At 59.8% G+C, this 24,505-nt stretch carries 23 protein-coding genes; all 23 read left to right on the top strand.

From position 1 onward, the window contains the following. Window positions 1-659, top strand: a 659-nt coding sequence (locus tag ACEW8J_RS13380) for an ATP-grasp domain-containing protein (protein WP_373492146.1), incomplete at its 5' end; no start/stop codon positions are given. Between the two features lie 47 nt (window positions 660-706). After that, window positions 707-1,681: an SDR family NAD(P)-dependent oxidoreductase gene (locus ACEW8J_RS13375; protein ID WP_373492145.1), complete on the top strand. Its 975-nt coding sequence runs from the start codon at window positions 707-709 to the stop codon at window positions 1,679-1,681. A 35-nt stretch (window positions 1,682-1,716) separates the two neighbouring features. Continuing rightward, window positions 1,717-2,418 (top strand): glutathione S-transferase family protein, encoded by a 702-nt coding sequence (locus ACEW8J_RS13370; RefSeq protein WP_373492144.1) that lies wholly within the window; start codon window positions 1,717-1,719, stop codon window positions 2,416-2,418. 281 nt (window positions 2,419-2,699) lie between these two features. Beyond that, entirely contained in the window at window positions 2,700-4,046 is a 1,347-nt protein-coding gene (locus ACEW8J_RS13365; RefSeq protein WP_373492143.1) for a rhodanese-like domain-containing protein, read from the top strand. Between the two features lie 252 nt (window positions 4,047-4,298). Beyond that, entirely contained in the window at window positions 4,299-5,294 is a 996-nt protein-coding gene (locus tag ACEW8J_RS13360) for a cysteine synthase A (RefSeq protein WP_373492142.1), read from the top strand. Beyond that, entirely contained in the window at window positions 5,287-5,655 is a 369-nt protein-coding gene (locus ACEW8J_RS13355) for a hypothetical protein (RefSeq protein ID WP_373492141.1), read from the top strand. The genes ACEW8J_RS13360 and ACEW8J_RS13355 overlap by 8 nt, the downstream gene beginning before the upstream one ends. Before the next feature lie 24 nt (window positions 5,656-5,679). Continuing rightward, window positions 5,680-6,441: a DUF4350 domain-containing protein gene (locus ACEW8J_RS13350; protein WP_373492140.1), complete on the top strand. Its 762-nt coding sequence runs from the start codon at window positions 5,680-5,682 to the stop codon at window positions 6,439-6,441. A gap of 270 nt (window positions 6,442-6,711) precedes the next feature. Next, window positions 6,712-7,215 carry a division/cell wall cluster transcriptional repressor MraZ gene (locus ACEW8J_RS13345; RefSeq protein ID WP_373492139.1) on the top strand — a complete coding sequence of 168 codons (504 nt, stop codon included), beginning with the start codon at window positions 6,712-6,714 and terminating at the stop codon, window positions 7,213-7,215. Further along, on the top strand, window positions 7,212-8,153 hold the full coding sequence (gene rsmH, locus ACEW8J_RS13340) for a 16S rRNA (cytosine(1402)-N(4))-methyltransferase RsmH (RefSeq protein WP_373492138.1): 942 nt from the start codon (window positions 7,212-7,214) through the stop codon (window positions 8,151-8,153). Before ACEW8J_RS13345 ends, rsmH begins: the two co-directional genes overlap by 4 nt. Continuing rightward, on the top strand, window positions 8,150-8,752 hold the full coding sequence (locus ACEW8J_RS13335; protein WP_373492137.1) for a colicin transporter: 603 nt from the start codon (window positions 8,150-8,152) through the stop codon (window positions 8,750-8,752). Before rsmH ends, ACEW8J_RS13335 begins: the two co-directional genes overlap by 4 nt. Beyond that, the gene (locus tag ACEW8J_RS13330) at window positions 8,749-10,467 is read left to right on the top strand and encodes a peptidoglycan D,D-transpeptidase FtsI family protein (protein ID WP_373492136.1); all 1,719 of its coding nucleotides are present in this window, start codon (window positions 8,749-8,751) and stop codon (window positions 10,465-10,467) included. Before ACEW8J_RS13335 ends, ACEW8J_RS13330 begins: the two co-directional genes overlap by 4 nt. Beyond that, the gene (locus tag ACEW8J_RS13325) at window positions 10,454-11,896 is read left to right on the top strand and encodes a UDP-N-acetylmuramoyl-L-alanyl-D-glutamate--2,6-diaminopimelate ligase (protein WP_373492135.1); all 1,443 of its coding nucleotides are present in this window, start codon (window positions 10,454-10,456) and stop codon (window positions 11,894-11,896) included. Before ACEW8J_RS13330 ends, ACEW8J_RS13325 begins: the two co-directional genes overlap by 14 nt. Then, window positions 11,893-13,290 (top strand): UDP-N-acetylmuramoyl-tripeptide--D-alanyl-D-alanine ligase, encoded by a 1,398-nt coding sequence (murF, locus tag ACEW8J_RS13320; RefSeq protein WP_373492134.1) that lies wholly within the window; start codon window positions 11,893-11,895, stop codon window positions 13,288-13,290. The genes ACEW8J_RS13325 and murF overlap by 4 nt, the downstream gene beginning before the upstream one ends. After that, entirely contained in the window at window positions 13,290-14,360 is a 1,071-nt protein-coding gene (mraY, locus tag ACEW8J_RS13315; protein ID WP_373492133.1) for a phospho-N-acetylmuramoyl-pentapeptide-transferase, read from the top strand. The genes murF and mraY overlap by 1 nt, the downstream gene beginning before the upstream one ends. Next, window positions 14,357-15,691: a UDP-N-acetylmuramoyl-L-alanine--D-glutamate ligase gene (murD, locus tag ACEW8J_RS13310; RefSeq protein ID WP_373492132.1), complete on the top strand. Its 1,335-nt coding sequence runs from the start codon at window positions 14,357-14,359 to the stop codon at window positions 15,689-15,691. The genes mraY and murD overlap by 4 nt, the downstream gene beginning before the upstream one ends. 44 nt (window positions 15,692-15,735) lie before the next feature. Continuing rightward, on the top strand, window positions 15,736-16,947 hold the full coding sequence (locus tag ACEW8J_RS13305; protein WP_373492147.1) for an FtsW/RodA/SpoVE family cell cycle protein: 1,212 nt from the start codon (window positions 15,736-15,738) through the stop codon (window positions 16,945-16,947). Next, entirely contained in the window at window positions 16,944-18,128 is a 1,185-nt protein-coding gene (gene murG, locus ACEW8J_RS13300) for an undecaprenyldiphospho-muramoylpentapeptide beta-N-acetylglucosaminyltransferase (protein WP_373492131.1), read from the top strand. The genes ACEW8J_RS13305 and murG overlap by 4 nt, the downstream gene beginning before the upstream one ends. After that, window positions 18,125-19,531, top strand: coding sequence for a UDP-N-acetylmuramate--L-alanine ligase (gene murC / locus ACEW8J_RS13295; protein WP_373492130.1), 1,407 nt, complete (start codon window positions 18,125-18,127; stop codon window positions 19,529-19,531). The genes murG and murC overlap by 4 nt, the downstream gene beginning before the upstream one ends. Continuing rightward, a complete protein-coding gene (murB, locus tag ACEW8J_RS13290) occupies window positions 19,528-20,424 on the top strand; it encodes a UDP-N-acetylmuramate dehydrogenase (RefSeq protein WP_373492129.1) in 897 nt (298 codons plus the stop codon). Before murC ends, murB begins: the two co-directional genes overlap by 4 nt. Continuing rightward, entirely contained in the window at window positions 20,421-21,341 is a 921-nt protein-coding gene (locus ACEW8J_RS13285; RefSeq protein WP_373492128.1) for a D-alanine--D-alanine ligase, read from the top strand. The genes murB and ACEW8J_RS13285 overlap by 4 nt, the downstream gene beginning before the upstream one ends. Continuing rightward, entirely contained in the window at window positions 21,338-22,219 is an 882-nt protein-coding gene (locus ACEW8J_RS13280) for a cell division protein FtsQ/DivIB (RefSeq protein WP_373492127.1), read from the top strand. The genes ACEW8J_RS13285 and ACEW8J_RS13280 overlap by 4 nt, the downstream gene beginning before the upstream one ends. A gap of 39 nt (window positions 22,220-22,258) precedes the next feature. Next, window positions 22,259-23,518, top strand: a complete 1,260-nt coding sequence (gene ftsA / locus ACEW8J_RS13275) for a cell division protein FtsA (protein WP_373492126.1) — start codon at window positions 22,259-22,261, stop codon at window positions 23,516-23,518. Window positions 23,519-23,624: 106 nt separating this feature from the next. Further along, window positions 23,625-24,505: cell division protein FtsZ (ftsZ, locus tag ACEW8J_RS13270; protein WP_373492125.1), on the top strand; the 881-nt coding region annotated here is incomplete at its 3' end.

Genomic DNA, 24,505 nt, shown 5'->3' with positions numbered 1-24,505 from the left:
GCGACCGGGCGCGGGTGATTGTCGAGCAGTTCATCGATTTCGATTACGAAATCACTCTTCTCACCATCAGCACCCGCGACGGCGTGCTTTTCTGCCCGCCGATCGGCCACCGGCAGCAGCGCGGCGACTATCAGGAAAGCTGGCAACCGGCGGCGATGACGGACTCTGCGCTCGCCATTGCCCGGGACATGGCGCGCAAGGTCGTCGACAATCTTGGCGGCGGCGGCAAGGGCTGGGGCCTGTTCGGGGTCGAGTTTTTTGTCACCAAGGCCGGCGAAGTGATTTTCTCCGAACTCAGCCCGCGGCCGCATGATACCGGCATGGTCACCCTGATCGGCCAGAATCTGAGCGAATTCGACCTCCACGCCCGCGCAATCCTGGGCTTGCCGATCCCGCATATCGCCCTGACCGCACCGGCCAGCGCCAGCGCGGTGATATTGGCGGACCGGGAGAGCGCGAATTTTGTCTTCACCGGCATCGGCGACGCCTTGGCTCTGGGCAGAGAAGGCGCGGAAGTGGATGTTAGGATATTCGCCAAGCCAGTGACCCGGCCCTATCGACGCATGGGCGTCGCGCTGGCAACCGGTGCGGATAGCGATGCGGCGCGCGAGTTGGCCAAGCGGGCAGCGGATGCGGTCAAGATTATATTTGACGAATAGCAGCGCCCCCGCGATCATGCGATAAAGCCGACACAAAGGAGACACCGATGTCCGACCGCAGCAATTTTGGTGCGACCACCACCGCAGACGAAGTGCTCGAAGGCATCGATCTGTCGGGCAAGCTCGTGGTCATCACCGGCGGTGCCTCCGGCCTCGGTCAGGAAACCGCGCGGGCGATGGCTACAAAAGGCGCGCATATTGTCATCCCGGTGCGTGATATGGCCAAGGGCGAGGCTGCGGTGGCCGCAATCAAAACCTCCGTTCCCGATGCCGATATCGAATTGATGGAATGCGAGTTGGGCAAAATGGCCAGTATCCAGTTTTTTGCCGAGGCTTTTCTGGTGCAGCATGACCAGATCGATCTGCTGATCAACAATGCCGGGGTAATGGCTTGTCCGCATACGACCACGTCCGACGGGCTGGAGATGCAGTTCGGCACCAATCATATCGGTCATTTCCTGCTCACCAATCTGCTCATCCCTGCGCTTGTCAAAACCGCAAAGACCGGCGGGGATGCCCGCATTATCAATCTCAGCTCGCGCGGCCATCATTTTGACACCGTGCATTTTGACGATCCGCATTTTGAAACGCGGGACTATGACAAATGGCTTGCTTATGGCCAGGCGAAGACCGCCAATATCATGTTCACCGTCGGACTGGAAAAGCGGCTGGCGGACAAGGGCGTTCATGCGCTGTCCGTCCACCCGGGAGGGATTCGAACCAATCTCGGGCGCCATCTGACCGAAGACGACATAGCGCTGCTGCTCAAACGGATGGATGAAAATGCCGACGAGGGCTTCACGTTCAAGACGGTGGAAGCAGGTGCCGCGACCAGCTGCTACGCGGCAACCGCACCGGAACTCGAGGGCAAAGGCGGCGTCTATCTGGAAGACTGCCATATCGCGGATGTCGATGATGAAGATCCCAACGGCAGCGTCCGGTCCTATGCCGTTGATCCGGGCAATGCAGAGAAGCTATGGACTCTGTCTGAAGCCACTGTCGGCCAGACTTTTTCTTACTGACAAACCCACCCACACATACCGGAGATTTCCCACCCATGACCGCCCCCTATATCCTCTACGGCTCGCCTCTCTCGCCCTTCCAGCGCAAGGTCGAGGCAGTGATGGCGCTCAAGGGGCTCGCTTATGATTGCGAGGAGGTCAGCGTCATGGCCATGCCCGACTGGTACAAGGAAATAAGCCCGCTTGGCCGCATTCCGTCCTTGCTGGTCCGGGAAATTGCCGAGGAAGGCGTAGGCGGCACGATCACCGACAGCTCCGCCATTTGTGGCTATCTGGAAAAACGCCAGCCCGAACCCGCCGTCTATCCCGCCGATCCGTTCGACTATGGCCGGGCGCTCTGGCTGGAGGAATATGCCGATACCGGCATGGCGATTGCGGGCGGACTGGGCCTGTTCCGGCCGATCATCTTCAATCTGTTCCAGCGCAAGGAGCCGGATCTCGATACCGCCCGCAAGACCTGGAATGAGAAACTGCCGCCGCTATGGGATTATCTGGAGGGGCAGCTCGATGGCGCCGACCATTTTGTCGGCGACACGATCAGCATTGCCGACATCGCGGTCGCTTGCCAGATCGCCCAGACAGATATGCTCGCCGGTCTGCCCGACAAATCCCGCTGGCCAGCCCTCATCGCCCATTATCAGGCCATGCGGGCGCATGACTGTTTTCAGCGCAATAACGCAGGCTGCAGCAAGCTACTCGCGAAACTCGTGCCGGAGAAATTCGACCTGAGCGCGTAATGGCCGGCCGGAGTGGCGGCCGAAGATAGGAGAGCAGCTTGAATGTCCGGCGGCAATCCCGATACGGCTTTCTTGGCTGACAAATTGTTGCAGCGGGCCAGCAGCGGGCCAACTGCGGGTTCGCAGTTCCTTTACAGGAGTTTGCGCTCCTGGATTGCTCATTGGAAATTAGAACTCGAAATTTTTGAATGCACCCATGATGTGATAATATTGTTGGCCACTGCCTGTCGGCGGAACTTCACACAGGTTTCTGCGTAATTTCATCAACGCGAGGAAGCATTATGTTGTTCAAGAAAATCAAGACCCCCGGCCTGTCACATCTCTCCTATCTCGTTGGCTCGGGCGGCAAGGCCGCCGTCATCGATCCCAGGCGAGACTGCGACATTTATCTCGAGACGGCGCGCGCCGAGGGGCTCGAGATTACGCATATCTTCGAAACCCATCGCAACGAGGATCTGGTATCTGGTGCGCCCATTCTTGCAAGCATGACGGATGCCAAGGTGTTCCACGGTCCCAACGCGGCAGGCGATGTTCAATATGCCGCAACCGTCCGTGAGGGGGACCGTTTCGAAATCGGACAAATCACCATCGAGGTTATCGAAACCCCCGGCCATACCGACGATCATCTCGCTTTTGCGCTCTATGACGCAGAATATCCGGACGGAGCGGTCGGGGTGTTCACGGGAGATGCGCTTTTTGTCGGTGACGTGGGCCGGACTGATTTCTACCCGGATCGCAAACGCGAGGTGGCCGGGCTTTTGTTCGATTCCTTGCGGAAAATTTTGGCTCTGGGCGACCAGGCGATCATCTATCCCGCCCATGGTGCCGGATCGGTGTGCGGATCGGGAATGGCGGAACGGGAATTTTCTACCGTCGGGCATGAACGGAGAAACAATCCGCGGCTGCAAATCGAGAGCCGGGAAGATTTTATCGACGCCAAGATCAACGAGATTCACTATCAGCCGCCCTATTTCCGGCTGATGGAGCGCCTCAATCTGGTGGGTGGCGATCCTGCTCCGCGGGTGGCAAGGCCCAGGCAGCTAAGCCTCTCCGAACTGGACGAGCATTCGCCTACCCATCTGGTGGATGTACGCGACCCTATGGCTTATGCTTCGGGTCATTTTCCCGGGTCGATGAGCCTGCCGGTCGGTATGATACCGGCATTTGCCGGTTGGTTCATAGGGGAGGAAGACACTATTTTGCTGATCGGTTCGGACGAAAGCCAGCTTGCTGCGGCAACGGAGCATCTCGTCCGTATCGCCCTGGACAATATTGTCGGCGGGTACACCGACCTCGTCTCGGCCGCTGCGGCCGGCAAAGTCATGGAACAAATTCCCATGATCGGAACGCACACAGTTGAAAAGCGTCTGCAGGGTGATCGCAGCGACTGGACGTTGCTCGACGTGCGCGACGCGGAAGAACGAAGCGATGCATCGATTGATGGTTCGCAGCATATTTATGTTGGCGAACTGAACGAGCGCTGGAAAGAGCTCGACAAGTCGCGCCATTATACCTTGATGTGCGCTAGCGGCATGCGCGCGACCGTGGCAGCAGGTTGGCTCACCAGTCGAGGATTCGAAAAACTCGACATTTACCTCGGATCCATGGGAGCATGGAAAGCGGCTTAGGCAGCCCTGCAGATTCGCGATGAAATGGCTTTCCTACAGCAAGGCTTGTGGGCGAATATACAGCATGGCCGATCTCCGCTGTCCCTCCCGGAACCGCTTCTTGCAAGGCTATTTTTCGTCCCCGGCGCGGGACCATTTATTACCGCTTCAGGGGATGTGACCCGGTGTGACCCTGTTTGGAGAAAGTGATGCTTTTTACCGGACAAGCAAGCCCTTCTTGCGGTGCCCACCCGGCGCGCCTATTAAGCGACCATGACCATCATACCCAATAGTCTCGCGCTGATCGGCAATACCCCGCTCGTCCGCCTGTCTGGCCCGAGCGCCGAGGCCGGTTGCGACATTTACGGCAAGTGCGAATTTGCCAATCCTGGCGCCTCGGTAAAAGACCGCGCTGCGCTCTATATCATTCAGGATGCCGAGGAACGCGGTCTACTCAAGCCGGGCGGCAGGATCGTCGAGGGGACGGCGGGCAATACCGGTATCGGGATCGCCCTGGTCGCCAACGCCAAGGGCTATAAATCGACCATCGTCATGCCGGAAACCCAGAGCCGCGAAAAAATGGATACGCTGCGCGCCCTGGGGGCGGAGCTGATCACCGTCCCGGCGGCACCATATTCCAATCCTGCGCATTTCGTGCACACATCGCGCCGTCTGGCGGAAGAAACCGAAGGCGCTGTCTGGGCCAACCAGTTTGACAATGTCGCCAATCGCCGCGCCCATATCGAAACCACCGCCGAGGAAATCTGGGATCAGATGGACGGCAGGATCGATGGTTTTACCTGCGCTGTCGGTACCGGCGGCACGCTGGCCGGCGTCGGCATGGGGCTGAAGGCGAAAGACGAGAAGGTGACGATCGCCCTGTCCGACCCGCATGGCGCCGCGCTCTACGAATATTATGCCTATGGCGAACTCAAGTCCGAAGGCAACAGCGTCGCCGAAGGTATCGGCCAAGGCCGGATCACCGGCAATCTGGAAGATGCGCCCATAGACCTGCAATACCGGATTTCCGACGAGGAAGCGCTGGTCTGGGTCGAGCGGCTGCTGATGGAGGAGGGGCTGTGCCTCGGCCTGTCTTCCGGCATCAATGTCGCCGGCGCGATTGCGCTCGGCAAGGAACTCGGGCCGGGCAGCCGGATCGCGACCATATTGTGCGACACCGGTTTCCGCTATCTGTCCTCACTCTACAACGCCGCCTGGCTGATGGAAAAGGGGTTGCCGGTCTTCCCCTGGCTCGATCAGAATGGATAAGAAGGTCGCAAATTCCGGCCGTCAGGACACGATGCAGCGGATCCAGGTCGGCGTCATCGGTCTGGCATCGGTGCTGCTGCTGGTCAGCGTCGCCAATTTCTTCATCCAGCGAGCCAGCGATGAACGGACAGTGATCGAGGAAATGCAGGGTGAAGGCGAAGGCAGCGCGCCTCCACTCGTCAGCAATCCGGAAGGAAAGCCTTCCGAACCGCTGGCCGAACTGGGTATCACTCCGGCTCCGAAAAAGGAGGCAAAGGAGAGCGACGAAGAACAGTCCACGAGAAATGTTCCCGGCCAAACCGTTCCCGACCTCAAACCCAACCCGAACCTCGATGCGCCGATGGACCGGGAGCGACGTTGATTGTCGGCTCGTTGGCAGACGGCCTTGTCCACCTTAGTGGCGCTATTGCTGCTGGCGCAATGCACCGGCACGCCGCCTGATCCTCCGCCGGATCGGCCCCGCATCCAGCTGATGACCAGCCTGCCCCTGGTCTGGGGCGACAAGGCTTCGATGGAATCGATCCTCTCCGGCGATTCGGAACCCGCGCCTATATATCGCTACTGGCGCGACCGATATGATGTCACGGCGGTCGACAGTCTGGAAAATCTGGCCGGGGAAAGTCCGGATATCGTTATCCTCGCCCAGCCACGCGCGATGGACCCCGCCGATCTCGCCGATCTTGACGCCTGGGTCCGCGCGGGCGGGGCCGTGATCATCCTGACTGATCCCGATCTGGCCTGGCCGAGCGAATGGCCGCTTGGTGATCCCCGGCGGCCGCTGGCCAGCGGCTTCCTCTCGCCATTGCTCGATCATTGGGGACTGGAACTGGTCGCGGCCGCTGAACAGCGAGCCGCGCTCGTCACTCTTCGCATTGGCGAACATGTCCTCTTGACCCGCGGAGTCGGGACACTGGAACAGAAGGGCTCTGCGATAATCTCCGACGTTGAATGCGATATCAGCGAAGCAGGACTGATCGCGCGATGTGTCATCGGGCAGGGTCAGGCGTCGATCGTGGCGGATGCGGATTTTCTTCATGCCGCGCTCTGGCCCCAAAATACTGGCAGTTCGCCGCAGAAAAGCGGCGCGGCGCGTTTCATGGATCAGCTGGTGCAGGAGCAAATGGACGCACGTGCTGGCGAAAAATGACAAAATTTCCGGCATTTTCAGTCTCTAATCGCCGGAGCTTCGACAGGAACGTGAGAAAGGTGAAAATTAAAATAACTACAAATCAATAGGTTAGTTTGTGTTGCCCGTGAAATCCCTTAAAATCCCCTTCCATCCCCATCGTTCCCCTGATAACCCTGTTTTGTTATCGGGGTATTCTTCCTGTCCGGGATTCTATTTTCGGAAGGCGCTGAAAAGCGCGCTTCTGAAGTGGGGAGTGCTGTGCCCTGATGTGGATGAGGGATTCAGGCTGTGTCAGGCGCATATGCATATTCGGGCTCTGCGATATCGGCGATAGACGACAAGGGTCGGCTGTCGGTGCCCGCTTTCCTGCGCAAGAATCTGATCGAAAGCAGCGACGGCCGCACACTCTGTCTGGGCACCCATGAAAAATGGGATTGTCTGGTCGGCTTCGGCCTCAGCCGCAAGGCCGATATGCTCGCCGAAATCGACAAGCAATGGGAAGCCGCGATCGCAAGGGGCGATTCCTTTGACAAGGACGCCGCCGGTGCCCGCAAATTCTCGTCGCTCCAGGACCTCAGCTTCGACGCCAGCGGCCGCTTCGTGCTTCCGCCACAGCTTCGCGAAATCGGCAATCTTCAAGGCAATGTCCTGTTCCACGGCATCGGCACGACCTTCTGCCTGTGGAATCCGCAGACCTTGCTCGACGCCACCGACGATGTCCCGGTTGACCGGCGGCTGGTCGAGCATCATCTGAAAGAAGCCGGCCAGAAAGTCGAGGGGAAGCAGAAATGACCCTCGCAGCCGCTGCCCATGTTCCCGTCCTGCTTGATGAAGTCATCGATGCGCTCGCCATTACCCCTGGCGAGACGCATGTCGATGGCACATTTGGCGCTGGCGGTTACAGCGCCGCAATGCTGGCAGCCGGCGCAAAGGTCCATGCTTTCGATCAGGACCCGGATGCCATTGCAACGGGTCAGAATATGGTCGATGATGCCGAGGGCAGGCTGAGCCTTCATCATGCCCGCTATTCCGAAATGGCGGATGTTCTGGTTGAAGAAGATATTGACGGCGTTACGCTGGATATCGGCGTGTCCTCGATGCAGCTGGATCAGGCCGAGCGCGGGTTCTCATTCCAGAAAGACGGTCCGCTGGACATGCGCATGGCGAGAGACGGCGAGAGCGCGGCCGACTTTCTCAACGAGGCCGATGAAGAAGCCATTGCCGATATCATCTTTCGCTATGGCGAGGAACGCCGGTCGCGGCGCATTGCCAAGGCCATTGTCGAAGCGCGGCCGCTCACCCGGACATCGGAGCTCGCGCAGGTCGTCAGAAAGGCGCTGGGCTATCGCGACGGCGACAAGAAGGATCCGGCGACACGGACCTTTCAGGCGATCCGCATTCATATCAATCGCGAACTGGGCGAACTGGAAGACGGGCTGGCCGCTGCGGAAAAACTGCTGCAGCCAGGCGGCCGTCTGGCGGTGGTGACATTTCACAGCCTCGAAGATCGCATCGTCAAAAATTTTCTGCGGGACCGCAGCGGACAGAAATCCGCCGGTTCCCGTCATCTTCCCCAGGTTAACGAGATACGGCCGGCACCCACCTTTCATAAACCAGCCAAAGCGGTGCGTCCGGCCGGGGCGGAGCAGGCTCTTAATCCCCGGGCCCGCTCCGCCACCCTTAGATCAGCGGTGCGTACCGACGCGCCGAGCGGCGGTGGAGAACAGTGAAGCTAGCGGTCAAACGCCTCGAAGGAATTGGATGGCTCGCCCTGGTTTTTCTGGTGGCGATTTTGCTTTATCCGCTTTCGCTGAGCGTCGCCACGCTGCGCAGCGATCTGGCGCGCACCGATTACAAGATCATCGAGATCAAGAAGGAAATCCGCTATCTGGAAACCGAGTTCAGCGCCCGCGCCAATCTGCGGCAGCTGGAGGACTGGAACAAGCTGGAATTTGGCTATGCCTCGCCACAGGCTGCGCAATATCTTGATGGCGAGAGAGCGCTGGCCAATCTCGGGGGCAGGGATTTGCGGCGGCCTGTTCAGGTTGCCGTGATCAGCTCGATGGAATCGATCAGGCCTGCCGGAATTATCGGTTCTGTGTTTGGCACCGCCAAGGCGCATGATCGCAATGCGGATGGCAGCGCGATCGGCAGTGCGGGAAAAATGGCCAGCGCCGCAACCGGTGCCGATCCCGTCACGGGAGCCAGTGGAGCAAAAGCCAGAACTGCACGCGTGGCCCAATTGGAAGACAAGCTGCTGGATGACGGGCTGGTTCGTGATCTTGGCCGAAAAGCACTGGCGGAAAAAATCGAAGGCTCGGCCGAATGACGGCACTTCTGGCCAACAGCAAGAAGGTGCAATTTTCGGGAAAAGCGAAGGAAATCACCGCGAGTGCTCATTTCCGGCTGATGATATTGCTGCTGGTGTTCCTCGCCGCCTTCACCATTGTCACCGGCCGATTGATCAGTCTCACGATCTTGGAGGACGCGGCACCCTATCGGGCCTCGAGCAGCGCATTCATTCCGCCGCGCGGCGATATCGTCGACCGCAATGGTGTCCCGCTGGCACGGACCATGCTAGGCTATGCCGTGCGGGTGGTACCGGCCCGCGTGCTGGGAGACAAGGACGTTCTGGCGCGCCAGCTTTCCTCGATCTTTCCCGACACAAGCGCGGCGTCTTTCCTGGAAAAGTTGAACGGATCCCACCCCACTTATCTTCGCCGCCGGGCGCTGCCCGAGCAGGTCAAGCAAATCCATGCTCTTGGCGAAATCGGCATCGAGTTTCCCCGTGAGGATGAGCGTCTCTATCCGCAGCGCGAGCTGGCGGCGCATGTGCTCGGCTATGTCGACGCCGATGGCAATGGTGTCATGGGCATGGAGCGGGCGCTCAACGAACAGCTTGTCGATCCGACCCTGCGCTCCACCGCCACGACATTATCGATCGACAGTCGCGTGCAGGCTGCGCTGGAAAGCGAGCTTCATGATGCGATGATCCTGACCCAGTCACGCGGCGCGGCAGGGATCATATTGGACGTCGAGACCGGAGAAGTCATGGCTCTGGCTTCCCTGCCGCTGTTCGATCCGAACAAGATTCGCAGAGAGTCGATGAAGCACCAGAATAATGAAGTGACGCAGAGCGTGTTCGAACTGGGATCGACGTTCAAGCCACTGACCATAGCCGCTGCCTTGGACGCCGGTACCGTTACCGATCTGGCGGTTCGCTACAATGCGATGGAACCGATCAAGGTTGGCGGATTCACGATCAAGGACGATCATAGCCAGGGACGCTATCTGAATGTTCCGGAAACGCTGGTCCACAGTTCCAATATCGTGACCGCCCGGATCGCCGACAATCTCGGCAGGGAAGCCATGGAGAACATGTTTCGGCGGCTCGGCTTTGACGAACGCCCCCATATCGAGCTGGTTGAAAGGGGCCATCCGATCTGGCCGCGGAACTGGGGACGGGTCACCAATATGACGGTAGCATATGGTCATGGCATCGCTGTTACCCCCCTCCATCTTGCCAGCGCCTATGCGGCAATGGTCAACGGCGGGATCTGGCGTCCCGCGACCTTGCTGAAGGTCGAGCCGGGCAAGGAAGCCAAGGGACGGCGGGTTTTCAAGGCCGCGACCAGCGCCCGCATGCGCCAGTTGCTCCGGATGATCGTTTCCGACGGCACCGGCCGCAAGGCCGATGCGCCAGGCTTCCGGATTGGCGGAAAAACCGGTTCCGCCGAAAAGCCTTCGGAAGGCGGATATAACAAGACATCGCTGGTCTCGACCTTTTCCGCCGCTTTCCCGATGGACAACCCGCGCTACGTGGTTATCGCCATGCTTGATGAGCCCAAGGGAACCGCGGAAACGTCATTCCAGCGCACTGCCGGCTGGACCGCAGCACCGATTGTCCACAAACTCGTGTCGCGCGTTGGTCCGATGCTCGGGATCATCCCGGACGAACATCGTGATGTCGATGTGTCAGAGCTGACGCCGCTGCTGTGGAAACCCAAAGCTCCGTCCAGTGAACAGAATAATGCGACTGAATAGTTTTATACCCGGCCTGGACGACGAAACTGGTGAGCAGAGTGTCACCGGCTTTGCCATTGATCACAGGAAGATCGCGCCCGGCAATATCTTCGGGGCCTTCCAAGGGGCGAAGTTCAACGGCGAGGAATTTATCGAGGCAGCGATCCGTGCCGGTGCGATTGCCATTGTCGCCCGTCCGGAGGCGGAGGTCGACGGCGCCCTGCATATTGTCGATGAAGAGCCACGGCGACTGTTCGCCCAGATGGCGGCCCGCTATTTTACACCGGCACCGGCCCATGTGGCGGCGGTGACCGGCACCAATGGCAAGACATCCATCGCAGAGCTGACTCGGCAGCTGTGGCGGATGGATGGCTATAACAGCGCGTCGATCGGGACGCTCGGCGTCACTACCGCCGACGATCAGGTCAAGACCGGATTGACCACCCCCGATATTGTTACCTTTCTTTCCAACATGTCAGGTCTGGCGCGGGAAGGGGTCAGTCACGCGATTTTTGAAGCGTCAAGCCACGGTCTCTCGCAATATCGCACCGAAGGCCTGCCTGTACAGGTTGCCGCCTTCACCAATCTGAGCCGCGACCATCTCGACTATCATGGCGATATGGAGAGCTATTTCGAAGCCAAGATGCGATTGTTCGACGAGGTTGTAGCCAGCGATGGCACCGCCGTGATCTGGGCGGATGACGATCCATGGTCAGAGCAAGCGATCCGGCACGCCATGGATCGCGGGCTGGACCTGTTCACGGTCGGCGAAAAGGGAAGCACCTTGCGGCTGCTATCGCAGACGCCAACCCATTTGGGTCAGGTCCTGATGGTCAAGGCGCAGGGCAATAGTCACCGCATTGCGCTGCCGCTGATCGGTGCCTATCAGGCCGCAAATATTCTGTGCGCTGCCGCCATTGTTCTCGCAACGGGCGGGCAACTGGCAAATATTTTCGACCATATGCAGCGGGTTCAGCCGGTGCGTGGACGGATGGAACGGGCCGTCATCACCCGCGCCGGTGCACCGGTCTATGTCGACTATGCCCATACCCCGGATGCCTTGCGCGCGGCGATCGAGGCTCTGCGACCGCATGTAACCGGCAGGCTGATCACCGTTTTTGGCGCCGGCGGGGACCGCGACAAGGGCAAGCGGCCCGACATGGGCAGGATTGCAAGCGAAATGTCCGATCATGTGATCGTTACCGACGACAATCCGCGCAGCGAAGACCCGGCGACCATCCGCAGCGCAATTCTGGCCGGAGCGACCGGTGCCGAAGACATAGGCGACCGCCGTACAGCAATCGCCAAGGCCATCGACATGGCTGGCCCGCAGGATATCATTCTGCTCGCCGGAAAAGGCCACGAACAGGGCCAGATTATCGGTGATCGGGTCATACCCTTTGACGATGTCGATGTGGCCCGGGAATGCGCCGGGGCGCAGCCTTTATGACCGCGCTATGGACTTCAGAGGCGATCGCGGCGGCGACTGCAGGCAAGGCCAGCGCCGCCTTTGCGGTCAACGGTGTCGCCTTTGACTCGCGTGAAATTGGTCCGGGCGACCTGTTCATTGCCTTGAAGGGTGAACATAGCGATGGTCATCTTCACGTGGATCAGGCCATTGCCTCCGGCGCCTCCGGCGTCTTGGTCAGCCAGCCTGTCGATGGCCCGCATATATTGGTGTCCGACACCGCGCTTGCGCTTGATGCGCTGGCCCAGGCCTCGCGTTCCCGCACCGATGCGAAGATCATCGGGGTGACCGGATCGGTCGGCAAGACCGGTACAAAAGAGGCATTATATGCCGCCCTTCACCGCTGTTCCTTCGGCAAGGCCCACCGGTCGGTCAAAAGTTATAACAATCATGTCGGCGTCCCGCTCAGCCTGGCACGGATGCCCCAAGACAGCCAATATGGCATTTTCGAAATGGGCATGAATCATGCGGACGAACTGTCGGCGCTGACCCGTCTGGTGCGACCGCACGCCGCGATCATCACCGCCATTGCGCCGGCCCATATCGGTAATTTCCCCGATGGCGAGGCCGGCATCGCCGACGCCAAGGCCGAGATTTTTGAAGGGCTCATGCCAGACGGTACGGCGATCATTCCGCACGACAGCCCGCACTATCCACGACTGCGGGAAAAAGCCCGACGCCATACGGCGCATATTGTCTCTTTCGGATTTGAAGCCGGGGCGGATGTGCGCGCGATCGATGTGGTTGCTGCTCCCCGGGGCGGCTCGCTGGTGACCGCAAAACTGGGCGATCAAAGTCTCTGCTTCACCATTGCCGAAGCCGGACAGCACTGGGTCTCCAATTCCCTGGCGATACTTGCTGCGGTGCGCGCCACTGGCGGTGATCTGGCCTCGGCCGGCCTCGCACTGGCAGAAATGAGCGGCATAGACGGCCGTGGCCGTCGTCATCTTGTCTCGCTCAAATCGGGTGGCAAGGCGATGGTGATCGACGAAAGTTACAACGCCAACCCGGCCTCGATGAAGGCGACATTGCAGCATTTTGCCGCCGAGGCCGCTGCTGGCCGCAAGATCCTTCTGTTGGGCGCCATGGGAGAGCTGGGCGAGCAATCCGCGCAATATCATCAGGCGCTGGCGCAAGACATCGAGCGATGCGCTGCCGATGCCATCATCTTGGTCGGCGAAGATATGACATATACTGCCGCGAAACTGGAACAGGGCCTTGATCGGGGCGTGAAAATGTCACATGCCACAGATGCTTCGGAGGCGCTGACCGAGGTCGCAAAATTGCTCAGCGACGGGGACTTCCTTCTGGTCAAGGGGTCAAATTATTTGGGGCTATCGGCTGCGGTCTCCGCGCTGGTAAGCGGGGAGTATTGATGTTTTATTTGCTGGCCCAATGGCTTGAATTCGAAGGTATATTCAATGTTTTTCGGTATCTGAGCTTTCGCTCCGGAGCCGCTGTGTCGACATCCTTGTTCATCGGCCTTCTGATCGGCCCCAAGTTCATCAACATGCTGCGCATGCGCCAGGGCAAGGGGCAGCCGATCCGCGAAGACGGCCCGATCACGCATCTGAAAAAGGCAGGAACGCCCACCATGGGAGGCCTGATGATCCTGATTTCGGTCGTCACTTCGTTATTATTGTGGATGGATCTCAGCAATATGTTCGTCTGGGCGTGCATTTTCGTCACGCTGGGCTTTGGTGCCATCGGCTTCATGGACGATTATGACAAGGTCAGCAAAGCCAGCCACAAGGGCATTCCGGGCCGGGTCCGGCTGTTGCTGGAATTTGCCATCGCCGGCTTCGCCACATGGCTGATCGTGCAGCAAATCGGGACCAGCCTCTATGTGCCCTTCTTCAACGACGTCCAGATCGATCTCGGCTATTTCTATATTCCCTTCGCCATGTTCGTGATCGTCGGCGCTGGCAATGCGGTCAATCTGACCGACGGACTGGATGGTCTGGCGACCATGCCGGTGGTGATTGCCAGTGCCGCTTTCCTCGTCCTCGTTTACATGTCGGGCAATGCTGTCTTCTCTGAATATCTGGGGATTCCGTTCGTTCGCGGCGCTGGTGAACTGGCAATTTTGTGCGCCTGCATGATCGGCGCCTGTCTCGCCTTCCTGTGGTTCAACGCGCCACCAGCCGCCGTGTTCATGGGCGATACCGGCAGTCTGGCGCTCGGCGGTGCATTGGGTGCAATTGCCGTTTCCATCCATCATGAAATCGTGCTGGCGCTGGTTGGCGGACTGTTTGTGCTGGAAGCGGTATCGGTCATCGTGCAGGTGTTCTTCTTCAAGCGCACTGGCCGACGCGTGTTTCGCATGGCACCCATCCATCACCATTTTGAACAGCTTGGCTGGTCCGAATCCACCATTGTCATCCGCTTCTGGATCATCAGTCTGGTGCTCGCGCTCGCCGGATTGGCGACATTGAAACTCAGATGATCGTCTCCCCAGCCTTTGCCGGAAAACGCTATGCCATTCTCGGACTGGCCCGCTCCGGAATGGCTGTGCTGGAGAGCCTGTACGCGAGCGGCGCAGAATTGCTTGCCTGGGACAATCGCGAAGAATTGCGCAACAGCATTGCCGACAAGGCGCATATTGCCGATCCGCTGGAATCCGACTTGACCGGCTATGATGCCATCATATTGACCCCTGGTGTGCCTCTCAACAGTCACCCGATCGTGCAAAAGGCGCAAATCGACGGTGTGCCGATCATCGGCGATATTGAGCTTTTTGCTCAGGCCCGCTCAGCATTGCCTGCGCACCGGGTTGTCGGTATCACCGGTACCAACGGCAAGTCGACGACCACCGCGCTGGTCCAGCATATTCTGACCAGCGCCGGCGTTCCAGCCGTGATGGGCGGAAATATCGGTGTCCCGATCCTGTCGCAGGACCCGTTGCCGGAGGGCGGCGTCTATGTGCTGGAACTTTCAAGCTACCAGATTGATCTGACCAGCAGTCTCGATTGCGATGTCGCGCTCCTGCTTAATATCAGCCCCGACCATCTCGATCGCTATGACGGTTTTGACGCCTATGCCGCCGCAAAAGCGCGTCTGTTCGATATGCTGGGATCCGGCCATAGCGCTATTTTTGCCGGTGCCGATGACAAGACCCGATTGGCCCTGCATTGCCTCCGAGATCTGGGCCGGGTGGAGAATATCGTCGACACCAGCGCTCGGGCGATTGCCGGGCAAGCCGATTGGCCATCGTTGCAGGGACCCCATAATCTCCAGAACGCCATCGCCGCCGTTGCGACGGTCGAGGCTCTGGGGATCACCGAGGGACAATGGCGTCCAGCTTTGGCCAGCTTTGCGGGCCTCCCGCACCGCATGGAGCGCATTGCCGAATCCCGTGGCGTGCTGTTCGTCAACGACAGCAAGGCGACCAACCCGGCATCGACCGGTCCGGCGCTTGGTGCCTATCCGAAAATTCACTGGATATTGGGCGGCCTGCCCAAAAGCGCCAGTCTGGCAGAATGCGAACCTTATTACGAAAATGTCGTTCACGCCTATACGATCGGCGAAGCCGGGCCGATGTTCGAAAAATTGCTGACCGATAAGCTCCCGGTCGAATCCTGCGAAATGATGCTGACCGCGGTGCAGCGGGCGGCTGCCAATGCCCGGCCGGGCGAAGTGATCTTGCTGTCGCCGGCCTGTGCGTCCTTTGATCAGTTTCGGGACTTTGAAGCGCGCGGAAATTGTTTCCGCAGCGCCGTCAATTCGGTGATCGAGAACGGTTTGATCGGTACCGCCAACCGGGAGGCCAGTCAGTGAGCGAATCCGACCAAGACACGGCACCCAACCGCCCGCTTCCCGAAATCGCCGGAGCCCTCAAAAAGAAGCGATTCCAGTTGCAGTCCCGGCTCGGGCGCAGCGACCGGTCGCCGCTGGCGATCTGGTTCTGGGAGCTCGACCGGGTATTGCTCGGACTGATCCTCACTCTGATCGCCATCGGGCTGATCGCTGTGGCCGCGGCATCCCCCGTCACCGCGCTGAAGCAAAGCACAGCAGCCGTCACGGTCGATCCGCTTTATTATTTTTACCGCCAGCTTGGCTGGGTGATCGTCGGTATCCCGGTGATGCTGGTGGTTTCAATGTTGCCCAAGGAACAGGCCCGGCGATTCGCGATACTCGCGGCGCTTGCGGCTTTCATCCTGCTGTTTCTGGTCCCGGTATTCGGCAAATCGGTCAACGGTGCCCAGCGCTGGATCGGCTACGGCTTCGCCACGATTCAGCCGGGTGAGTTTCTCAAGCCATTATATGCGGTAACCCTGGCCTGGCTGCTGTCGCTCAGGATCAAGGATCCGGCCCTGCCGGTGATTTCCCTGTCCGTTGTCCTGACCGGAATCATCGCTATTCTCATGCTGATGCAGCCCAATCTGGGTGAAACCATCCTGATCTGCGGCATCTGGTTCGCAGTGATGACGGTTGCCGGCCTGTCGGCGCGTCTGATCGCGGCCATCGGTATCGCCGGTGTTGGCGGCCTGGTTGCGGCCTATTTCCTCTATCCCGTCGCGACTCAGCGGATCAACTCATGGTTGTTTGGTGGTGGTGAATTTGATCAGGTGATGTTTGCCCACAAGGCTCTGACCGGCGGCGGACTGCTCGGCACCGGCCCCGGGCTCGGGACGGCCAAGTTCAAGCTGCCCGAAGCGCATACCGACTATATTTTCTCGGTTATCGGCGAAGAATTCGGTCTGCTCGCCTGCATGGCGATCGCGCTCGTCTATCTGGCAATCATCGTCCGGGTCTTTCTTCGCCTGCTCGACGAAGAGGATAATTTCATCATTCTCGCCGTAGCCGGCCTGACCGCTCAATTTGGCGGACAGGCGCTGATCAACATGGCGGTGAACCTGCAGCTGTTCCCGTCCAAGGGCATGACCCTGCCATTTATCAGCTACGGTGGATCATCGATCCTAGCCCTGTGCATCGGCATCGGACTTTTACTCGCATTTACCCGCCGGAACCCGTATCTTGACCGCTCACAATATGTCTCGGCCTGGCCCGAGCGAGGACGGATAACGGTATGAGTTTTTCGAAACATTATGTTCTGGCAGCGGGCGGCACCGGGGGTCATATGATCCCCGCTTATGCGCTCGCCCGGGAACTGGTTTTGCGCGGCCATCGGGTGGCGCTGATCACTGATGAACGCGGCGAAAAAATTCCCGGCATGGTCGAGGAAGGGCAGGTCCATGTCCTGCCCGCTGGCCGGATCACCAAGGATCCGCGCAGCTGGCTGAGCGGCATCCGCGGGATTCTCAAGGGCCGCCGGATGGCGATGCAGCTTTACCAGACATTCCAGCCATCGGCGATTGTCGGCTTCGGCGGTTATCCCGCTTATCCTGCGCTGCTCGCGGCAAACAGCCGCGACATCCCGACCATCGTCCACGAACAAAATGCGGTTCTGGGCCGGGTGAACCGGCTCGCTGCCCGCTCGGTCAACGCCATTGCCACCGCCTATCCCGACGTCTTGCGGATCAAGCCGAAATATCAGGAAAAAGTCCATCTGGTCGGCAATCCGGTGCGCGAGGAAGTGGTCGCGCTCAGGAGCGAACCCTATCCACCATTGTCCGAGGACGGCATCTTCCGCGTTCTGGTCACCGGCGGTAGCCAGGGCGCGTCAATTCTTTCCGACGTCGTGCCGGACGCGATGGCGATGCTGCCGGTCCATTTGCGCCGGCGCCTGCAGATCACCCAGCAATGCCGCGAGGATGATATCGAACGGGTGCGGGCGAAATATACCGAACATGATATCCCGGCGGAACTGGCTACCTATCTGCCCGACCTCCCGCAGCGTCTCGGCTGGGCCCATCTGGTGATCGGCCGGGCGGGTGCGTCGACCATTGCCGAACTGACCACCGCCGGTCGGCCTGCGATCCTGGTTCCGCTGCCCAGCGCGATGGACGATCACCAGACCTATAATGTCAAGGAAATGGTCGCATCGGGCGGCGCGCGTTCGATCCCGCAGTCGCGTTTCACCGCCAAGGAACTCGCCAAGCAGATGCAGAAAATGGCCCTGCAGCCGGGGGCACTGGAAAATGCTGCCCGCTTCGCAGCCAAATGCGGTCGCCCGGAAGCGGTCAATGATCTTGCCGATCTGGTCGAAAGCATCGGCACGTCCCCGCTGGGCAAGACCTTCAAGGTGAAGAGCGAGGCACCACAAATGATGTCATCCCGCAACGAAGCGCTGGCCAGGGACCATGTTCAGTGAAAGGTGTCGGCACGGATATTGGTACGATACATTTCGTCGGGATCGGGGGCATCGGCATGTCCGGCATCGCCGAAGTGATGCACAATCTCGGCTATCAGGTCCAGGGTAGCGACATCGCCGAAAGCTATGTCGTCGAAGGCCTGCGTGCCAAGGGCATTGACGTGAAAATCGGGCATAGCGCGGACAATGTCGAGGGTACCGCCGTCGTGGTTACATCGACCGCGGTCAAGCGCGGCAATCCGGAAGTGGAAGCGGCGCTGGCGGGCCGGATACCTCTGGTACGGCGGGCAGAAATGCTGGCCGAACTGATGCGGCTCAAATCAACGATTGCGATCGCCGGCACCCATGGCAAGACCACAACGACGTCGATGGTCGCGGCAATGCTCGATGCGGGTGGGATTGATCCGACGGTCATCAACGGCGGGATCATCAACCAATATGGTTCCAACGCCAGGCTTGGTGCGGGCGAATGGATGGTGATCGAGGCGGACGAAAGCGATGGCAGCTTTCTGCGGCTCGACGGCACTATTGCGGTTGTGACCAATATCGATGCCGAGCATCTCGATCATTATGGCAGCTTCGACAATATCAAGGACAGTTTTGTCGAATTCATCGAGAATGTTCCTTTCTATGGCGCAGCGATCCTGTGCATCGACCATCCCGAAGTGCAGGGCATCTTGCCGCGCATCCGCGACCGGCGGATCATCACTTATGGATTTTCCGCCCAGGCCGATGTCAAGGGCGTCAATGTGACCTCGGTTCCCGGCGGCAATCGCTTTGATGTCGATATCCGCGACCGCGACGGCGAGACCAGAACCATAACCGGCATCGAACTGCCGATGCCGGGCCGTCACAACGTCCAGAATGCGATCGCTGCAGTCGCGGTCGGGCTGGAAATGGGTATCAGCGATGACAAGATTGCCAAGGGCTTCGATCATTTTGGCGGCGTCAAGCGCCGCTTCACCAAGGTTGGCGAAGTCGACGGCGTGACCATCATCGATGATTATGGCCATCACCCGGTCGAGATACAGGCGGTATTGTCGGCCGCACGCGAAGGCGCCGAGGGCCGGGTCATTGCCGTCGTCCAGCCGCACCGCTTCACCCGTCTGCGCGATCATATGGAAGAATTTCAAAGCGCCTTCAACGATGCCGATATGGTCTTTGTCACGCCGGTCTATGTCGCCGGCGAGGAGCCGATTGAGGGTGTCGACAGCCACGCTCTGGTCGAGGGCCTGAAGGTGCGCGGTCACCGTCTGGCGGAAACGGTCGAGAATGAGCAGGCTCTGGTCACCCGTCTGTCCGCAGAGGTACAGCCGAAGGACATGATCATCTGTCTCGGTGCCGGCGACATCACCAAATGGGCAGCCGGCCTTGCGGATGGCATAAGGGAGGCACGAAAATGACCGTCGCCACCACCATGCCCGAAACCCGCGGCAAGCTGACGGAAGATGCACCGCTGGCGCCGTTGGTCTGGTTCAAGAGCGGCGGGGCGGCGCAATGGCTGTTCGAACCGAAAAATATCGACGATCTGCAGCAATTTCTCCGCGATCTCGATCCGGAGATCGCCGTCTGGCCTTTGGGTCTGGGATCCAATCTGATCATCCGCGACGGCGGCGTGAGGGGCGTGGTGGTCCGGCTGGGCAAGGCCTTCGCGGCTATCGAAGCAGACAGGCTGACATTGCGCTGCGGCGCCGGCGCTCCGGGAATTTCGGCCGCCAGTTCCGCTCGCGACCATGGCATCGCCGGGATCGAGTTTCTGCGCGGCATTCCCGGTACGATCGGCGGCGCGGTGCGTATGAATGCGGGTGCCTATGGCCGGGAAGTCTGTGACATATTGCAAAGCGCAGACGTCGTCCTGCGCAGCGGCGATCGGGTGACGATACCGCTGGCCGATATGGGCTATAGCTATCGCCATTCGTCCCTGCCCGAAGGCTCCATCGTGGTGAGCGCCACATTCAGCGGCAAGAGCGGCGATCCGGCACAGATCGGTGCCGAGATGAAACGCATCGCCGAAGAACGCGAAGCCTCGCAGCCGCTCCGCACCAAGACCGGCGGCTCCACCTACAAGAATCCCGTAGGCAAAAAGGCCTGGCAGCTGGTCGATGAAGCCGGCTGTCGCGGCCTGCAGATCGGGCAGGCGCAGGTATCGGAAAAACACTGTAATTTCCTGATCAATCTCGGCGGCGCGACCTCTGCCGATATCGAGGCGCTGGGCGAGGAAGTGCGCAAGCGGGTCCGGGCGCATTCCGGTGTCGAACTGCAATGGGAAATCCAGCGCGTGGGGGATGAACTTTGACCAACAAGCTGCACGTTGCTGTCCTGATGGGCGGCTGGTCCGCCGAACGCGAGGTCTCGCTGATGAGCGGCAAGGGTGTCGCCGATGCGCTCGAAAAAAATGGCCACCAGGTCAGCCGTGTCGATATGGACCGCAATATCGCAATGGTGCTGGACGGCATCCGGCCGGATGTGGTGTTCAACGCACTGCACGGCGTTCCGGGCGAGGATGGCAGTGTCCAGGGCATGCTCGATCTGATGCAGATACCCTATACCCATAGCGGGCTCGCCACCTCGGTTATCGCGATCGACAAGGAACTGACCAAACAGCAGCTGGTGCCGGCCGGCATTCCCATGCCCAAAGGCAAGGTGGTCTCCAGCGCCAGTCTCTACGAGGCGGATCCGCTGCCCCGGCCCTATGTCCTGAAACCGGTCAACGAAGGCTCCTCGGTCGGCGTCGCCATTGTCACCGACGACAGCAATTATGGCCACCCGATTGGCCGCGACAGCGCCGGGCCATGGCAGGAATTTGACGAACTGCTGGCCGAGCCGTTCATTCGCGGCCGCGAGCTGACCACCGCCGTATTGGGCGGCAAGGCGCTGTGCGTGACCGAACTGAAAACCGCTCAGGGTTTCTACGATTATGACGCCAAATATACCGAGGGTCTGACCGAACATGTCTGTCCCGCGAAAATTCCCCGGGCGATTGAAAGGCTCTGCCTCGATTACGCCTTGCGCGCCCATCAGGTCCTGGGTTGCCAGGGCACATCGCGTACCGATTTCCGCTGGGATGATGAGCAGGGCGCAGCCGGCCTGTTCGTGCTCGAAACCAATACCCAGCCCGGGATGACTCCGCTCAGCCTGGTCCCCGAACAGGCCAGGCAAATGGGGATCAGCTATGAACAGCTGGTCGAGATAATCTTGAGAGAAGCGCTATGACAGCCACCCGGAAACGCACCACTCGGCCGGCCAGGGGCAGGCCGCGCAAGCAGGCCAGACGCAAGGTCCGGCAGGTTTCGATATTCGACAAGATATTGCGCGCCATGCCGGTCACCGAAGCCCAGGTGCAAAAGGGTCTGACCTGGGGCCTGGTCGGGGTCTTCATTCTCGGCGCCTTCAGTGTCGCTCATTATTCCGGAATCAATGACCGGATCAAAACCGAGGTTGCGGCAGCGGTCGGCAATGCCGGGTTTGAAGTGAAGCGGGTCGAGGTCACCGGCGTCAACCGCATCGACGAATTGAAAGTCTACGAAATCACCCTGGCGCAGAAAGACCGTTCGATGCTGCTGGTCGACATCGACGCAGTGCGTGAGGATCTGCTAGCCAATGGCTGGATCAAGGATGCCCGCATTTCCCGCCGCCTGCCTGACACGCTGGTGGTGGACATTGTCGAACGCGAGCCGGTTGCTGTATGGCAAAATCAGGGCCGCCTCTCGCTGATCGACAAGACCGGTTATCCGCTGGAAGAAATCGCCAAGGAAGAAATTCCCGACCTGCCGGTGATTGTCGGCAATAAAGCCAATCTGAAATTTACCCAGCTGGATATTCTGCTCGACGTCGCTCCGGCGCTGCGCCCGATGGTGACTGGCGCGACCTGGATCGGCAACCGCCGCTGGGATCTGCAATTTGACAGCGGCGAGACGCTGGCCCTGCCCGAAGGCGAGGAAACGGCCTCGGCCGCGTTGCTGAATTTCGCGCGCATGGATGGCGTCAATCGCCTGCTCGGGCGCGGGGTCGTCCATTTTGATCTGCGCGATGCCGAACGCGCTTATTTGCGGATGCCACCAAAAGTGCAGCCGGAAGATCCGGAAAGTTGACCGAACAGCAATATATGATCGAGGGTAAGGACTAGGCTCATGCCAGCACGGGTAGAAAAAATCTTCACATCCCTGGACATCGGTTCGTCGAAAATTTCGGCGATGATCGCCGGGCGGATGGACAATGGCGAACTGACCGTTCTCGGAACCGGCCAGCGCGCCAGCAAGGGCGTGAAACGCGGCTATATTGCCGATACCGAGACCACCGAAATGGATGTCCGCGACGCCGTCGAACAGGCTGAACGCATTGCCGGCACCAATATCGACGATGTCTGGGTCAGCTTTTCGGCGGGCGGCCTGCAAAGCATGCTGACCTCGGTCGAAACCGAACTGGGCGGCCACCGGATCGAACAGGAAGATATCGACCTGCTGCTCGACGCCGGCCGCAACAGCATTGATCCCAAGGGCAAGATGCTGCTGCACGCCCAGCCAGCGCTTTATACGCTCGATGGCCTCAACGGGGTGAAGAAACCGAAAGGCCTGCACGCCGATCGCCTCGGGGTTGATATCCATGTCATTCTGGCCGAGGCTTCGCCGGTCCGCAATATCGAGATGAGCGTGCGCGGTGCCCATCTCAACGTCAAATCCATTGTCGCTTCCCCGATCGCTGCCGGAACCGCCTGCCTGTCCCGCGAAGAACGCGAGCTGGGCGTGGCGCTGGTCGAAATGGGTGCGGAAGTGACGAATGTTTCGCTTTTTGCCGGCGGTATGCTGGTCGGCCTGACCACATTGCCTTACGGAGCCGCCGATATCACCGACGATATTGCCTCGTCCTTCGGCTTGCGGCGCGCGCAGGCCGAGCGGATAAAATGCTTCTATGGTTCCGCCACCACCAGCCCGCGCGACAATCATGATGTCATCAGTCTCGATCTCGACAAGAGCATCGAACATCCGGAAGAAGAAGGTCGGATCACGCGCGCCCAGCTGATCGCGGTCATCCGGCAACGGCTGGACCATCTGATCGGTGAAATCGGTCGGTCGCTGAAGGATCTCGGCTTTACCGGTCCGGTAGGCCGACAGGTCGTGCTCACCGGCGGCGGCGCCGAACTCAAGGGCATTGCCGATTACGCCCAGTCAGCACTGGGCCGGACCGTCCGCATCGGTCGTCCGACGGGACTGAGCGCGCTCCCCGAAGCCCATAGCGGCCCCGCTTTTGCGGGACTCGCCGGACTGGCACTCTACGCGTCGCAAGACCCTGTTGACCTGCGATCCATGTCCGCAAGCCACCAGAATGTTCACAGATATGGAGGATCGGCGGTGATCGGACGGCTGATGTCCGCGATCCGCGGAAATTTTTAAAAATCTGATGAAAAAAAATTAACTTTTCGGGTGATTCTCACAGTAAATTTGTGCAAAGCGTTAAACAAATATTACAGGACGATAAAATGTCTCGGGAGACAGTGAGATGAGTATCAATATTGGCCCACCGGAAGTCGAAGAACTGAAGCCGAAAATTGCGGTAATCGGAGTCGGCGGAGCCGGCGGTAATGCCATTGCCAACATGATTGCAGCGCAGGTTGAAGGGGTTGATTTCATCGTCACCAACACCGACGCGCAATCGCTGAACAGTTCGACCGCCGAACGGCGTATCCAGCTTGGCCCCGATATTACCCAGGGTCTGGGTGCTGGATCCCGGCCCGAGGTCGGCCGTGCTGCTGCGGAAGAAACCATTGATCTGGTCGAGCAGGCGCTGGAAGGCACGCACATGTGCTTCATCGCTGCCGGCATGGGCGGCGGCACCGGTACCGGCGCAGCTCCCGTGATCGCCAAGGCGGCACGGGACCGCGGTATCCTGACCGTCGGCGTGGTCACCAAGCCGTTCACTTTTGAAGGCACACGCCGGATGAAAGCGGCCGAAGCGGGCATCGAGGAACTGCAGAAAAATGTCGATACATTGATCGTCATTCCGAACCAGAACCTGTTCCTCGTCGCCAATCCGAACACCACGTTCAAGGAAGCCTTCCTGCTCGCCGACGAAGTCCTGCAGCAGGGCGTTCGCGGCATTACCGACCTGATGGTCATGCCCGGCCTGATCAACCTCGACTTTGCCGACGTGCGCAGCGTGATGCACGAAATGGGCAAGGCGATGATGGGAACCGGCGAAGCAGAAGGCGACGGCCGCGCCCTCGAAGCCGCCGAGAAAGCCATTGCCAATCCGTTGCTCGACGGCGTGTCGATGCAGGGCGCCAAGGGTGTCATCGTCTCCATCACCGGCGGCGAAGACATGCGTCTGATGGAAGTCGACGAGGCCGCCAATCATATTCGCGAACTGGTCGACCCGGACGC

It is taken from the genome of Parasphingorhabdus sp. (genome assembly GCF_041748495.1).
In the GTDB taxonomy this organism is placed as follows: Bacteria; Pseudomonadota; Alphaproteobacteria; order Sphingomonadales; family Sphingomonadaceae; genus Parasphingorhabdus.
The sequence above is the reverse complement of the archived record's forward strand: the minus strand, read 5'-3'. Positions and strand labels throughout refer to the sequence as shown.

Coding starts and splice junctions, on each gene's coding strand:
- ACEW8J_RS13375 (WP_373492145.1), top strand. CDS start 707: ATGTCCGACCGCAGCAATTTTGGTGCGACCACCACCGCAGACGAAGTG.
- ACEW8J_RS13370 (WP_373492144.1), top strand. CDS start 1,717: ATGACCGCCCCCTATATCCTCTACGGCTCGCCTCTCTCGCCCTTCCAG.
- ACEW8J_RS13365 (WP_373492143.1), top strand. CDS start 2,700: ATGTTGTTCAAGAAAATCAAGACCCCCGGCCTGTCACATCTCTCCTAT.
- ACEW8J_RS13360 (WP_373492142.1), top strand. CDS start 4,299: ATGACCATCATACCCAATAGTCTCGCGCTGATCGGCAATACCCCGCTC.
- ACEW8J_RS13355 (WP_373492141.1), top strand. CDS start 5,287: ATGGATAAGAAGGTCGCAAATTCCGGCCGTCAGGACACGATGCAGCGG.
- rsmH (WP_373492138.1), top strand. CDS start 7,212: ATGACCCTCGCAGCCGCTGCCCATGTTCCCGTCCTGCTTGATGAAGTC.
- ACEW8J_RS13330 (WP_373492136.1), top strand. CDS start 8,749: ATGACGGCACTTCTGGCCAACAGCAAGAAGGTGCAATTTTCGGGAAAA.
- ACEW8J_RS13325 (WP_373492135.1), top strand. CDS start 10,454: ATGCGACTGAATAGTTTTATACCCGGCCTGGACGACGAAACTGGTGAG.
- murF (WP_373492134.1), top strand. CDS start 11,893: ATGACCGCGCTATGGACTTCAGAGGCGATCGCGGCGGCGACTGCAGGC.
- mraY (WP_373492133.1), top strand. CDS start 13,290: ATGTTTTATTTGCTGGCCCAATGGCTTGAATTCGAAGGTATATTCAAT.
- murD (WP_373492132.1), top strand. CDS start 14,357: ATGATCGTCTCCCCAGCCTTTGCCGGAAAACGCTATGCCATTCTCGGA.
- murG (WP_373492131.1), top strand. CDS start 16,944: ATGAGTTTTTCGAAACATTATGTTCTGGCAGCGGGCGGCACCGGGGGT.
- murB (WP_373492129.1), top strand. CDS start 19,528: ATGACCGTCGCCACCACCATGCCCGAAACCCGCGGCAAGCTGACGGAA.
- ACEW8J_RS13280 (WP_373492127.1), top strand. CDS start 21,338: ATGACAGCCACCCGGAAACGCACCACTCGGCCGGCCAGGGGCAGGCCG.
- ftsA (WP_373492126.1), top strand. CDS start 22,259: ATGCCAGCACGGGTAGAAAAAATCTTCACATCCCTGGACATCGGTTCG.